The sequence below is a fragment of the Corynebacterium lehmanniae genome (assembly GCF_043161975.1).
GTDB lineage: Bacteria > Actinomycetota > Actinomycetes > Mycobacteriales > Mycobacteriaceae > Corynebacterium > Corynebacterium lehmanniae.
Map to the genome: position 1 here is coordinate 2,276,578 of NZ_CP170998.1, position 13,174 is coordinate 2,289,751.

Below are 13,174 nucleotides of genomic sequence, written 5' to 3' on the forward strand. Positions count from 1 at the left end.
GTCGATAGTCGCTGGTTACAGCGTTTTCTGATTTTGGAGGCCCGGCAGGCCAAGAGGCGCTGACCTGCAACTATCGACATGGGGCTATCGACCTCAACGTATCGATCCCGCCGTAGGATGAGCCCCATGTTCATCCAGCACGTCTCCGTCGACGCGTCGAAGGCCCCGCCGTGGGCCCTCGACGCGCCGGCGGTCGAGCACGTCGCGGAGTTCGGCTTCCCGCTGACACACCCGGTCACGCTGATCACCGGCGGCAACGGCGTGGGAAAGTCCACGCTGTTGGAGGGGATTGCCCGCGCGTGGGGGTTTCAGGTCGAGGGCGGGCCGTGGGGCGTCGATAAGCCTGACGCCCACGACCCGATGTTTGGCGCGCTGCGGCTTCGGACCGGGGCGCGCGCCAAGGCCGGGTATTTCCTGCGCGGCGAGACGCACACGCGCGTCACGGAGTTCGACGAACGGTCGCACGGGGAGTCAGTGTTGGAGCTGACCTCGCGGTTTGCCAAAGATGCGCTGTACTTGCTGGACGAGCCCGAATCGGGGCTGTCCGCCGTCGCGCAGATGGCGCTGGTGGCGCAGCTGCACGCAATCGGCGAGCAAAGCGCGCAGGTGATCGCGGTGACGCACTCGCCGATCGTGCTCGGGATCCCTGGCGCGGAGATCGTGGAGGTCGGCGAGCACGGCGTGGACCGCGGCCTGGCGGTGGAAGACACACTCGCGTTCCGGGCGATGCGCGACTTTCTGGCGGACCCGCACGGCATCGCCGAGTACATGGCGGACTGGGCGGAGGACGAGCTGGGTTAGCTAGGACTCTGCAAGTCGTCGCATGAGTTCTTTCCGTTGCGCATAAATCCGGTCAAGTTCCACTTCTGCGCTGTGGCGCGTGTACTCGAAGTCCACGGTCTCCTGCAGCGGTTCTTCGGGTTCTTTGTCGGGCATGTTGCGGACGGTACCACTGTTCGAACACCCGTGTCGGGGCCGTGGTATATGGTGTGCGCCATGACTGCGACACGCGAACAAGCGGACGAACTTCTCAAGGGCATCGCGGGGCCCCACGCCGCCCTGCGCGACGACCAGTGGACGGCCGTCGATTCCCTCGTTAACCAGCGCAAACGCATGCTAGTGGCGCAGCGCACGGGCTGGGGAAAATCGGCGGTGTACTTTATCGCCGCGAAGCTGTTGCGCGAGGCGGGCGAAGGTCCGTCGATTATCGTCTCGCCGCTGCTCGCGCTCATGCGCAACCAGGTCGAAGCGGCCGCACGCGCCGGCATCCGGGCGGCCACGATCAACTCCGCGAACATGACGCAGTGGGAGGAGATCCAGGCAGACGTCGACAAGCTGGACCTGCTCCTGATCAGCCCGGAGCGCCTCAACGCGCCGGGCTTTCGCGAGGAAGTGCTGCCACAGCTCGCGCGGTCCGTCGGCATGCTGGTTGTGGACGAGGCCCACTGCATCTCCGACTGGGGGCACGATTTTAGGCCGGATTACCGGCGCATTTCTTTGCTTATCGACGACCTCCCGGCCAACACCCCCGTCCTGGCCACCACCGCAACGGCGAACGACCGCGTGGTGGCCGACGTTGTTGCTCAGCTGGGCGAAGGCACCGGCGTGCTCCGCGGCGGGCTGGACCGCGAATCCCTGTCACTGAACGTGGTGCGTTTGGGTGACCCCACCCAGCGCGCCGCCTGGATCGCGCAGTACCTGGCGCAGGTGGAAGGCTCCGGCATCATCTACTGCCTCACCGTGGCTGCCGCGCACGACCTGGCGGAGGCGCTGGAGACCGCTGGGTGGAACGTGGCCGCCTACACCGGCCGTACGGAGGCGGAGGAACGCGAGCGCCTCGAGCAGGCGCTGATCCACAACGAGCTCAAAGCCCTGGTGGCCACATCGGCGCTCGGCATGGGCTTTGACAAGCCGGACCTCGGCTTCGTGGTGCACCTGGGCGCGCCGAGCTCCCCGGTGAGCTACTACCAGCAGATCGGCCGCGCCGGGCGCGCCACCGACCACGCCGAGGTGGTGCTGTTGCCCGGCCCGGAGGATCAACGCGTGTGGGAGTACTTCGCGTCCGTGTCCATGCCGGAGGAGCCGGTGGTGCAGCAGCTGCTGGGCGCGCTCGGCGATGATCCAATCTCCACCCCGAAACTCGAAAACGCCGTGGACTTGTCGCGCACACGCATTGACCAGGCGCTGAAAGTGCTGGACGTTGACGGCGCGGTGCAACGCGTCAAGGGCGGCTGGGTTGCTACCGGTGAGTCTTGGGCCTACGACCACAAGCGTTACGACGGCCTGGCGGACGCCCGCGAGCGCGAACAAAACCTCATGCTGGCCTACGAGTCCACGGACGCCTGCCGCATGGTGTTTTTGCGCAGCGAGCTGGACGATCCGACGATCGGGGAGGGGGAGCGCTGCGGGCGCTGCGACAACTGCACCGGCAACCACCTGCCCACCGACGTGGACCCGGCGCTCGCCGAGCGCATCGACGCCCGCCTGAAGGCCCCCGGTGTGCCGCTTTCCCAGCGCAAGATGTGGCCGACAGGCTCCGCGCGCCGCGGCAAAATCAAGGGCGTACTCGGCGGCAAGGCGCTGGGCCGGCTCAACGACGTCGCCCGCGGCCCCGCCCTGGCCCAACTCTTGCGCGACAACGCTTACCGCCCCGCCGAGAATTGGCGCGACGACCAGTGGCTGACCCGCTTCGTCGCCGTGCTGGCGGACTGGGACTGGGACACGCGCCCGGCCACAGTGGTGGCACTCGGCTCGGCGGACCCGGCACGGGCGGAGATGGTCGCCTCCACTGCGGAGGCGCTCGCCCGCGTGGGGCAAATGGCTTACGGCGGGGCAGTGCAGGCCGGCGGGGCAGAGGTGGAGGCGCGCAACTCCGCCTTCCGTGTCAACGCGCTGGATAGGTACTTCGACTACTCGGGGCTTGCCATGGCCGAAGGACCCGTGCTGCTGCTTACCGGCGAGGTGGACTCCGGCTGGTCGGTCACCGTCGCCGCAGCCGATATCGCCGAGCGTTTCGGTGTGGAGGTGCTACCGCTGGCGTTCGCCTCACGCGCGTGAGGTCCTCGCCGCCACGGTCTGCGCAACGGCCGTGCCCAGCAGGATGAACAGGCCGATCGGGAGAAGGTACAGGAAGAGGTTGATGGTGGGCAGATCCATGCCCGCCTGGTATTCCTGCCAGCTCGAGTCGGCGACAGAGCCGAAGCCCACGGCAAGGCACGCTGTGGCGATCCAGACGGCCACACCGTGCGCAGGGCCACTCCGCCGCGCTGCCGCAGTGTAGGTGGCAGCCCATCCGACCGCTCCCGCTGCCGCAAGCACGGCGAGGACGGCGAAGGCAAGGTGGTAGGCCGCGAAGTCGAGATTGCCGCCAACCGTTCGCATCCCAGCCACGCACACTGCTGGAAACGCCACTGCAAAGACGAGGTAACTCCAGAGAATTGCTCGTGGGGACATGCGACGACGGTAACAAAAACACACCGGGTGCGCCCCTGTGACGGAATGTGGATAAGTGGTGGGTTATACAGCCTGGGTAGGGGTTAGATTGTCCACTCGAGTGGACATTTCGCGGTTGTCAAACGCCGTGGTCAACCGAGTTATCCACCTAAAACGTCACTCGGCGTGAGTTTGAAAATATACAGGGTGAACTGCGGAAATGTACCGTTTTCCAGTGGCTTGGAGTCTCGAATCCACACGAATTCCACACCGCAAACACCACCCCTGTGGAAAACTCACCCGCACATTCCCCAATTGTCCACACCCCCTGTGGATAACTCGGTTTGCGGTTTGCATTACGGGGTAGTCTCATACACACAGCGAAAGGGGAGCCCATGGGTGCAGACGACAGCTTCGACGACTACGTGCCGCCGCCGGAACCGGCCGCGGACTACGGGGACTTCAGCGACTCCGACTTTGACGCGTTCCAAGGCAACAGCGGTAACTCGAGGGGGAAAGGTGGGAGGGGCGGTAGCTCGTCGAGAAGCAACCGCTACTCCAACTTCAACCGCGGCAACAACGAGCTGCAGGAATACCGCACGCCGCCGCACGACGAGCTGGCGGAGCGCTCCGTCATCGGCGCGATGCTGCTCAACCCCGACGTCATCCTGGATGTGGCGGAAAGCCTGCGCCCGGACGACTTTTACTTTCCGGCGCACCAGCTGATCTACCAGGCCATCCTGGACCTGTTCGCGCAGGGCAGCAACGTCGACGTGCTCATTGTCGCTGGGCGGCTGGACCGCATCAACGAGCTCGAGCGCGTCGGCGGCGCGCCGTATCTGCACACGCTGATCTCCGAGGTTCCCACGGCGGCGAACGCCCGCTACTACGCGGAGATCGTGGAGGAAAAGTCGATCCTGCGCCAGCTGGTCAACGCCGGCACGCAGGTGGTGCAGCTCGGCTACGAGGGCGAGGAGGGCATGGAGGTCGACGCGATCGTCGACCATGCCCAGCAGAAGGTCTTCAACATCACCCGCAACCAGTCGGGCGAGGACTACCGCCCGCTGTCGGAACTGCTCAAGCCCACTATTGACGAGCTGACCATGATCGCCTCCGGCGGCGCGCTCGAGGCGGGCGTGCCCACCGGGTTCATCGACCTGGACAAGCTCACCAACGGCCTGCACGCCGGCCAGATGATCATCATCGCGGCGCGTCCCGGTGTGGGTAAATCCACGCTCGCGCTGGACTTCATGCGCTCGTGCTCGATCCACCAGAACAAGACGTCCGTGATCTTCTCGCTGGAGATGAGCGCCTCCGAGATCATCATGCGCATGCTGTCCGCGGAGACGGAGATCAAGCTCTCGGCGATGCGCTCGGGCCAGATGGAGGAGCGCGACTGGGAGAAGCTCACCCACCGCCTCACCGAGATCCAGGACGCGCCGCTGTTCATCGACGACTCGCCGAACCTCACCATGATGGAAATCCGCTCCAAGGCGCGCCGCCTGAAGCAGCAGCACGGCCTGGACCTGATTGTGGTGGACTACCTGCAGCTGATGAGCTCCGGCAAGAAGGTCGAGTCGCGCCAGCAGGAGGTCTCGGAGTTCTCCCGCCACCTGAAGCTGCTCGCCAAAGAGCTCGAGGTGCCGGTGATCGCCATCTCTCAGCTCAACCGTGGCCCGGAGGCCCGCACCGACAAGCGCCCGCAGCTGGCTGACCTGCGCGAGTCAGGCTCGCTGGAGCAGGACGCCGACATGGTGTTTCTGCTCTACCGCCCGGACTCGCAGGACCGCGACGACGAGCGCGCGGGCGAGGCGGACATCATCGTGGCGAAGCACCGCGGCGGCCCGATCGACACCATTCCGGTGGCGCACCAGCTGCACTACTCGCGCTTCGTCAACATGGCGCACGGCTAGTTAACCTGCCCTATGAACAGTTAGGCATGGCTTTCCAACGGTGACACGCTGCGGAAACGCGTTTATGCTTCAACAGCACAACGCAAAAGCTGCAAAGGAGAAAGCCATGACCGTGCGTTCCATGAACGGCCCCGCCGCCTGCGCGAGCACGGTGGCCAAGCTCGACCCGAGCATTACCGTCGCCAAGACGGGGAGAACACGCTCCTGCTCAACCTGCCGCGCAACATCGAGGAGATCGACAAGGCGACGGAGGACAAGTCGCTGCTGTCGCGCATCACGCGCTTCTTTGCTTAGCGACGGGCTCCGCCTGAACTACGCAATCGCCACCCCACGCTGCTCAGGCAGCGTAAACGCCGCCGCGCAGGCCAGCGCGAAGGCGGCGGCGAACACGCCGAACACCGCCGTCGAGCCGCCGAAGGCGAGCACCGGCGGAACCACCAGCGGCGCGAGAATTGAGCCGATGCGGCCGAACGCCGCGCCCGCGCCCGTGCCGGTTGCGCGGATAGCGGTGGGGTAGAGCTCCGGGCCGATCGCGTACAGCGCACCCCACGCCCCAAGGTTGAAGAAGCTGAGCAGGCAACCCGCAGCGATGATCTGCCACTCCGTGCTGGCCATGCCGTACGCGAACGCAGCAATCGCCGAGCCCGCGAGGAAACTCGCCAGCGTGGTGCGGCGGCCCCACCGCTCGATGAGCCAGGCGGCCGCGGCGTAGCCGGGCAGCTGCGCCAGGGTGATGATCAGCGTGAAGGTGAACGAGCGAACCAGGGAGAAACCCTGCTCCACCAGCAGGGACGGGATCCAGATGAACGCGCCGTAGTAGGACAGCGACACGCAGAACCAGATAGCCCAAAATGCGGCGGTGCGCCCGCGCAGCTCCGGGCCCCAGATACCGCCATCGACGGGGTGTTCCTGGGCTGGCGCGGCGGTGTCGTACTGCGCGGGGTCAGCCTCGGCCTCGAACTCGCGGACGATCCGTTCGGCTTCGTCGTGCCGCCCCGCTGACTCGAGGAAGCGAACGGATTCCGGCAGTCCCATGCGCACGTAGATGGCGTACATCGCTGGCACCGCGCCGAGCGCGAAGCCCCAGCGCCAGCCGTTGTCGCTCTGCGCCACCACGAAGGTGCCGATGACGGCCGCCATGATCCACCCCACCGCCCAAAACGCCTCTAAGAGCACGACCATGCGCCCCCGGACCTTCCGCGGCGAAAACTCGCTGACCAGCGTGGAGGCTACCGGCAGTTCCGCGCCAAGCCCAAGGCCCACCAGGAAGCGGAACACCATCAGCGACGCCACGGACCACGCCAGCGCTGAGGCACCGGTGGCCAGCCCGTAGAGCAAGAGCGTTGCGGCGAAGACTTGGCGGCGGCCGATCTTGTCGGCGAGCAGCCCGCCCAGGCTCGCGCCGATGGCCATGCCCACGAACCCCACCGACGCAATCCACCCCGTGGTGGTGTTGTCCAAATTCCACTGCGCGGCCAGCGCGGCGAGGATGAAGGACACGAGGCCGATGTCCATCGCGTCGAGGGCCCAGCCGATCCCGGAGCCGACCAGCAGGCGCTTGTGTTTCGGGGTGACCGGCAGGCGGTCCAGTCGCTCAGTGCGAGTGAGCTGCGCAGAAGAGTTCATGCGGGGAGTGTAGGGCGCGCTCGCCCGCGCGTTGGCAGTTTTTATTCACCTGCTCCCGACGACACGGAGTTGAACGCCCGCAGCCGCAGCGAGTTCGACACCACGAACACCGAGCTGAACGCCATCGCGATGCCGGCGAGCATCGGGTTGAGAAAGCCCAGCGCCGCCACCGGGATGAGGATGACGTTGTAGGCGAACGCCCAGAACAGGTTGCCCTTGATCGTCTTCAAGGTCTTGCGCGACAGCCTGATCGCGTCCGCAGCCGAGGTCAGCGAGTTGCGCATCAGCGCGATGTCCGCGGCCTCGATGGCCACGTCCGTGCCCGCGCCCATGGCCAAGCCCAGGTCCGCCTGGGCGAGCGCGGCGGCGTCGTTGACACCGTCGCCGACCATGGCCACGTGTTTGCCCTCGGCCTGGAGGCGCTTGACCACCTCCACCTTGTCCTCCGGCAGGACGCCCGCGGTGACGTTAGCCGGGTCGATGCCCACTTCCGCCGCGACGGCCTCTGCCGCGCCGGCGTTGTCGCCGGTGAGCAGGTGAGGCGTCAGCCCCAGCTCCCGCAGCTGCGCCACGGCGTCGGCGGAATCTGCCTTCACGGTGTCGCGCACCGCGACGAACCCGGCCAGGGCGCCGTCCACCTCGACGGCCACCGGGGTCGCCCCTGCACGTTCGGCGTCTTCGAAGGCGCTGGCCAGACCGCCAAGCGGCACGGAGGGGCGGCCGACGCGGACCGGGTGGCCGTCGATAAGCGCGGACGCTCCCTTGCCCACCTCATTTTGGAAGTTCTCCGAGGCCGGCACCTCGCTGGCCGCCTCCACGATCGCGCGGGCGATCGGGTGCTCGGAGCCGGCCTCCACGCCGGCGGCGAGCCGCAGTACCTCGTCGGCATCGAAGCCGTCCGCTGCGACGACGTCCGCAACCCCCATCTCGCCCGACGTGATCGTGCCGGTCTTGTCCATGACCACCGTGTCCACCTGGCGGGTGGATTCGAGCACTTCAGGGCCCTTGATCAGCAGCCCCAGCTGGGCGCCGCGGCCGGTGCCCACCAGGATCGCGGTCGGGGTGGCAAGCCCAAGCGCGCACGGGCAGGCGATGATCAGCACCGCCACCGCCGCGGTGAACGCGTGGGCAACGCTATGGCCCACCAGGAGGTGTCCGGCCAGCGTCACAAGCGCAACCAGCACCACCACGGGCACGAAGACCTGCGAGATCTTGTCCACCAGCCGCTCCACCGGCGCCTTGCCGGCCTGCGCGTCGCGCACGAGCTTGCCCATCTGCGCGAGCGTGGTTTCGGCGCCGACCCGGGTGGCCTCCACCACCAGGCGCCCGGAAGTGTTCAGCGTGGCGCCGGTGACCGCGGAGCCCTCGGTGACCTCCACGGGCACGGACTCGCCGGTGAGCATGGATTCGTCCACCGCGGAGTGCCCGGAGACCACGCGGCCGTCGGTGGCGATCTTCTCGCCGGGGCGCACGATGAACGTGTCGCCCACCGCCACTTGGGCAATCGGCACGCGCACTTCCTTGCCGCCCCGGATCACGGCGGCGTCCTTGGCGCCCATGTCCAAAAGCTCGCGCAGCGCCTCCGAGGACTGCCCCTTCGCCCGCGTTTCAAACCACCTGCCTAGCAGCAGGAACGTAATCACCACGCACACGGACTCGAGGTAGATCTCGTCCATGCCCGCGTGCGACGGGAAGATGGACATCTCCATGGTCATCCCCGGCTCGCCCGCGTTGCCGAAAAACAGCGCCCACACGGACCACAGGTACGCCGCGGACGTGCCCAGCGTGATCAGCGTGTCCATCGTCGCCGCGCCGTGCTTCAGGTTCACCCAGGTCGCGCGGTGAAACACGCTGCCCGCGGCGAAAAACACCAGCGTCGCCGCCGCAAACGCCGCCCACTGCCAGTTGGTGAACTGCAGCGCCGGCACCATGCTCACCACCATCACCGGCAGCGAGACCAGCGCCGCCCAAATCGTGGTGCGTTTCAGCTTCTCGGCTTCCTCCAGGCGCGCGCCTTCGAGCTTCTCGCTTGTCGACGCCCCTCCGGCCGCCGCCGCGTCACCCCCCACCGCGTCATCAGTCATTTCAAACGCGTCGTACCCGGCGGAGCGTACTTCGTCGATAAGCAACTGCGACGACGCCTTCGCCGGATCGAAATCGACGGCGGCCGTCTCGGTGGAGTAGTTCACCGTGGCGTCCACGCCGTCGAGCTTGTTCAGTTTGCGCTGCACGCGCGAAGAGCACGACGAGCAGGTCATCCCCGTCACGCCTAGCTCGACGTGCTGCAATGCTATGGGGGTTTCAGTCATAACCCCCACTTTAGGCCCGGGCCGGGCCTAAGCGTTAGGCCAGTGTGTAACCAGCTTCTTTCACCGCGGCCGCGATGTCGTCGGTGGAAAAACCGTCACCCTCGACGGTGACAGTCCCGGTGGTGTGGTCCGCCTTCACAGCGGTCACACCGGCGACCTCGGAGATCTCCTCCTGCACGCTCATTTCGCAGTGCCCGCAGGTCATGCCCTCAACGTTGAACTCGCGTTCAGCCATGGTGTGTCCTCCTTATATCTCGATTACGTAGCCGGCGTTTTTCGCCGCCTGCACAATATCTTCGTCAGCGAAGGTGAAGCCGACAACGGTGAGGTGCCCGGCCTCGAGGTCCACATCTACCTCGTGGGTGCCGTCCACCAGCGACAGCTCGTCTTTGAGCGAATCGACCGCGACTTCGTCCTTCGGGCCCGAGATCCGGTACGTCTTCGTCATGGCTGCTGCACGCCTCCTGGTTTCCACTCGTTCCAGCCCGGCTTGGAATAGCTCGGACATTGTTAGGGTTGTACCCGTTGCAATCTCTACAACAATAACCAAAAGCTTTAGGGAGCGTACTTTGAGCACGATCGATGTAACCGATGACACTTTCCAGGACACCGTTACCCAAGACGGCATCGTGTTTGTGGACGCATGGGCGGACTGGTGCGGCCCGTGCAAGCAGTTCGCGCCGACCTACGAGAAGGCCTCTGAAAAGCACACCGATGTCACCTTTGCCAAGCTCGACACCGAGGCCAACCAGCAGGTGGCCAGGGGGTTGGACATCCGGGCGATCCCGACGCTGATGGCGTTCCGCGACGGCATCCTGATTTACCAGAACGCTGGCGCCTTGCCGCCGGCCGCGTTGGACGACCTTATCCAGCAGGTCAAGGACCTGGACATGGATGACGTCCGCCGCCAGATTGCCGAGCAGAACGCCTCCGAGCAGTAGGCCTTTTTATTCAGCGCCCGCGAGACGGGCGCTTTTTTCATGCGTACACTTGCCTAACGACGAACCCCACCACCGGAAGGACACTCCAATGGCGAACCCGTTTAGCAAGGGCTGGAAGTACCTCATGCAGTCGTTCGACACCAAGATCGACCAGAACGCAGACCCGAAGGTGCAGATCCAGCAAGCCGTCGCTGCTGCGAAGGAGCAGCACAAGGCGATCTCCGAGCACGCGGCCAACATCATCGGCAACCGGAACCAGCTGCAGATGAAGATGGAACGCCTGATCAAGTCCCAGGAGGATCTGCAGAACAAGGCGCGCACCGCCCTGCAGGCCGCGCAGAAGGCGGAGGCGGCCGGCGACGCCGAGAAGGCGCAGCAGTTCAACAACGCCGCCGAGGTCATCGCCACCCAGCTGGTGTCCGTGGAGCAGGAGCTCGAGCAGACCAAGCAGGCCTACGCGTCCGCCGACCACGCCGCCAAGGAAGCGCAGCAGAAGCAGCAGCAGTCCGAGGCGCACCTGAAGGAGCAGCTCTCCCAGGTCTCTCAGCTCGAGTCCCAGCTCAACCAGGCCCGCATGCAGGAGCAGACGGCCAAGACCATGGACTCGATGAACCAGTTCAACGACGACAACGTGCCCACCCTCGACGGTGTGCGCGACAAGATTGAGCGCCGCTACGCCAACGCCCTGGGCCAGCAGGAGCTGATGAAGGACTCCATGACCGACCGCATGGCCGAGATCGAGTCCGGCTCCACCGACGCTGCCGCCGCCAGCCGTCTGGACCAGATCCGCGCGTCCATGTCCGGCGAGCTCGAGGCCGGCTCCGGCGCGGGCGCCGGTGACGCGGACCGCCAGCTCGAGGCGGGCTCTGGTGAGGGCGAGGGCTCGCAGGGCGAGGGCGCCGACTCGGCCACCGACTCGGCCGCCGAGCAGAAGCCGTCCGGCAGCTCCCGCCGCGTCGCCGCCGACGCCCCGGAGACCTCCAGCACCGACAACGCCAACAACACCGACGACATCCTCGCCGACGCCGAGAAGTACATGCGCGACGAGGACTAACCGCCTCCAACTAGCAGATCACAAACGGCCGCCTGACAGATTACGGCGGCCGTTTGTGCTGACCTGGGGGTCGAGGGGCCGCCTGACAGATTCCGCCACGAAGTGTCGGCGCCCTCTGGCAAGTTTGTTCACTCGCCGGGAGCGGTTTGGTGAATTAGTTCCACTTGGGCGGTTGAATAATTCAATATCCCCAGGACGCTGGAAGCCCGCAGTCCGATTAGTTCACAAGCGAGTGAACTATCTTGCAAGAGGGGCGAAAAGGCGCCCCAAAGGGCCGAAGCCCCCGGGGGCGCCGTAGAAACGCCGGGACCGCGCGCTAGCTCTCCCGGCGGATGTTGATGAGTACGCCGCGGATGCCGGAGTGGAACCCGTCGCGGAGATTGACGCGCTGGGTCTCGGACAGGGTGTACTCGTGCAGGGTTTCGCAGGCGAACTGCAGCAGCGGCCGGTCGATCTCCGGGGGCAGCCCGCCGCCGGAGAGGAGGTGGGCGTTGTCGCGCTGTTCGCTGGAGGCGGCGTTTTCAAACCACCAGTTGGCGTACTGCTGGCCCACGTCATAGGGGGTTTGGAAGCCGGCGGAGGTCCACACTTCTTCGGGAAGCGGCACGTAGCGGGAGCGCAGCTTGCGGCGCGGAGCCATCATCGACGGCTTCGGCGCAGGCTTGGGGCCGGGCTTCGGCGCGCTCGCAGACGCATCCGAGTTGGTGCCGGCGAGCGACGCGGGCGTCGGCTTCGCGCTTTCGGCGGGTGCCGACGGGGCCGGGGCCGACGGGGCGGGCGCCGACGGGCGGTCGGGCTCGCTGGAGACGTTCTGGTTGCCGGGCTTGTTCGACTCGTTGTTGGCCTCCACCTGTGCCTCGGAAGGCTCGTCCATCTCTGGTTCGTCCGGGCGGTGGGTGCGTTGTTGCGAGGTCGGGGTGCCCACGATGTCCGACGGCTTCGGGGCGGCAGGGGCGGCGGGTGCGGCAGCAGGCGCCTGTCCCGGCTTCGGGGCGGACGAAGCACCCGCAGAGGCGGCATCCGAAGTAGCGTCCGAATCCGAGTTGTCCCCCGCAGCGCCGGCGTCCGGCCGGAGCGGGTCGGGGCCCAGCCCTGGAACCGCGGTGGGGCCGTCCGCCTCTTCGAGCGGAGCAGCGTCGTTAAGCGGGCGCTCCCTGATGCTGGGCGGGAGCGGGCCCTCGAGCACCTGGAGGCGCATGGCGTCGGCGAAGTCTTCGCGCGGGTCGAGGATGGTGGTGCTGTCGCAGGCGTGGCGCAGGGCGGAGGACATGGAGTCCCAGCCGAAGCCGTAGAGGTGCATGCGCGCGCCGCGGCTGGTCACTTCCTCGACGCCGGGGATCATGTCCGCGTCGCCGGAGACCAGCACGAAATCGGTGAATTTTTCGCTCACGCCGTTGACCACAAGGTCGGCGACGAGGCGGGTGTCCACGCCTTTTTGGGTGCGGCGCTCGCCCCACTCGATGAGTTGGCCGGTGCGCAGTTGCACGCCGTCGCAGGTGCGCAGCGCGCGCTGGTAGCGGTGCGGGCCTGAGTCGGGGATGCCGTCGTACCAGAACTGGCGGTGGATGGGTTGGTTGAGTTGGTTGGTGATCATTTTGCCGAGGGTTGCCACAACCTCCGGCAGGTCAATTTCTAACTGTGCGCGGGCGCCGATTTCCCACGAGTTGTAAAAGCTCGCGAGAAGGTATGACGTGTCGACGAACACAAGTGTGCGTTCAAGCATGGCTCCTAAATTCCGATTCTTTTTCGTTGCTAAGTTGCGTTACACGCACCATCTTGCCTGAAAAAGCTCAGTCATTCCACGTCGTATTTGTCACGGTTTCCTGCGAACTGGTTGCGCTCCCCCGGGCTGCGTGATAGTCAGTTAGTTACTCGAGTAACTAACCAATCAACCGGAGG

12 protein-coding genes are annotated in these 13,174 nt (G+C 66.1%); 5 read left to right on the plus strand and 7 right to left on the minus strand.

The window, feature by feature from the left end; genetic code table 11:
* The first annotated feature begins 126 nt into the window (after positions 1 to 126).
* Positions 127 to 801 carry an AAA family ATPase gene (locus ACF3NP_RS10895; RefSeq protein WP_181889301.1) on the plus strand — a complete coding sequence of 225 codons (675 nt, stop codon included), beginning with the start codon at positions 127 to 129 and terminating at the stop codon, positions 799 to 801.
* Here the strand turns inward: ACF3NP_RS10895 and ACF3NP_RS10900 are convergent, their stop codons facing one another.
* Positions 802 to 936 (minus strand): hypothetical protein, encoded by a 135-nt coding sequence (locus tag ACF3NP_RS10900; protein ID WP_269508601.1) that lies wholly within the window; start codon positions 934 to 936, stop codon positions 802 to 804.
* A gap of 60 nt (positions 937 to 996) precedes the next feature.
* Between ACF3NP_RS10900 and ACF3NP_RS10905 the strand changes: the two genes are divergently transcribed.
* Positions 997 to 3,057, plus strand: a complete 2,061-nt coding sequence (locus tag ACF3NP_RS10905) for a RecQ family ATP-dependent DNA helicase (RefSeq protein ID WP_181889300.1) — start codon at positions 997 to 999, stop codon at positions 3,055 to 3,057.
* On the opposite strand, the gene ACF3NP_RS10910 is transcribed toward ACF3NP_RS10905, so the two are convergent.
* Positions 3,046 to 3,240, minus strand: a complete 195-nt coding sequence (locus tag ACF3NP_RS10910; protein ID WP_269952892.1) for a hypothetical protein — start codon at positions 3,238 to 3,240, stop codon at positions 3,046 to 3,048. The genes ACF3NP_RS10905 and ACF3NP_RS10910 overlap by 12 nt on opposite strands.
* Before the next feature lie 587 nt (positions 3,241 to 3,827).
* Between ACF3NP_RS10910 and dnaB the strand changes: the two genes are divergently transcribed.
* Positions 3,828 to 5,345, plus strand: a complete 1,518-nt coding sequence (gene dnaB / locus ACF3NP_RS10915) for a replicative DNA helicase (protein WP_181889298.1) — start codon at positions 3,828 to 3,830, stop codon at positions 5,343 to 5,345.
* A gap of 312 nt (positions 5,346 to 5,657) precedes the next feature.
* Here the strand turns inward: dnaB and ACF3NP_RS10920 are convergent, their stop codons facing one another.
* From ACF3NP_RS10920 to ACF3NP_RS10935, 4 genes are read right to left on the minus strand one after another with little or no spacing between them, the layout of a single operon-like run.
* The gene (locus ACF3NP_RS10920) at positions 5,658 to 6,971 is read right to left on the minus strand and encodes an MFS transporter (protein ID WP_181889297.1); all 1,314 of its coding nucleotides are present in this window, start codon (positions 6,969 to 6,971) and stop codon (positions 5,658 to 5,660) included.
* A 41-nt stretch (positions 6,972 to 7,012) separates the two neighbouring features.
* Entirely contained in the window at positions 7,013 to 9,280 is a 2,268-nt protein-coding gene (locus ACF3NP_RS10925) for a heavy metal translocating P-type ATPase (RefSeq protein ID WP_181889296.1), read from the minus strand.
* Between the two features lie 34 nt (positions 9,281 to 9,314).
* On the minus strand, positions 9,315 to 9,515 hold the full coding sequence (locus ACF3NP_RS10930) for a heavy-metal-associated domain-containing protein (RefSeq protein ID WP_181889295.1): 201 nt from the start codon (positions 9,513 to 9,515) through the stop codon (positions 9,315 to 9,317).
* A gap of 12 nt (positions 9,516 to 9,527) precedes the next feature.
* Complete coding sequence (locus ACF3NP_RS10935; RefSeq protein WP_070472153.1) at positions 9,528 to 9,728, minus strand: heavy-metal-associated domain-containing protein; 201 nt, start codon at positions 9,726 to 9,728, stop codon at positions 9,528 to 9,530.
* A gap of 121 nt (positions 9,729 to 9,849) precedes the next feature.
* On the opposite strand from ACF3NP_RS10935, the gene ACF3NP_RS10940 reads away from it, so the two are divergent.
* Both ACF3NP_RS10940 and ACF3NP_RS10945 read left to right on the plus strand, forming a co-directional pair.
* Positions 9,850 to 10,221, plus strand: coding sequence for a thioredoxin family protein (locus ACF3NP_RS10940; RefSeq protein ID WP_181889294.1), 372 nt, complete (start codon positions 9,850 to 9,852; stop codon positions 10,219 to 10,221).
* A gap of 88 nt (positions 10,222 to 10,309) precedes the next feature.
* Positions 10,310 to 11,275, plus strand: coding sequence for a PspA/IM30 family protein (locus tag ACF3NP_RS10945; RefSeq protein WP_181889293.1), 966 nt, complete (start codon positions 10,310 to 10,312; stop codon positions 11,273 to 11,275).
* 316 nt (positions 11,276 to 11,591) lie between these two features.
* Here the strand turns inward: ACF3NP_RS10945 and ACF3NP_RS10950 are convergent, their stop codons facing one another.
* Positions 11,592 to 12,998, minus strand: coding sequence for an NYN domain-containing protein (locus ACF3NP_RS10950; RefSeq protein WP_392398689.1), 1,407 nt, complete (start codon positions 12,996 to 12,998; stop codon positions 11,592 to 11,594).
* Between the last annotated feature and the right edge of the window lie 176 nt (positions 12,999 to 13,174).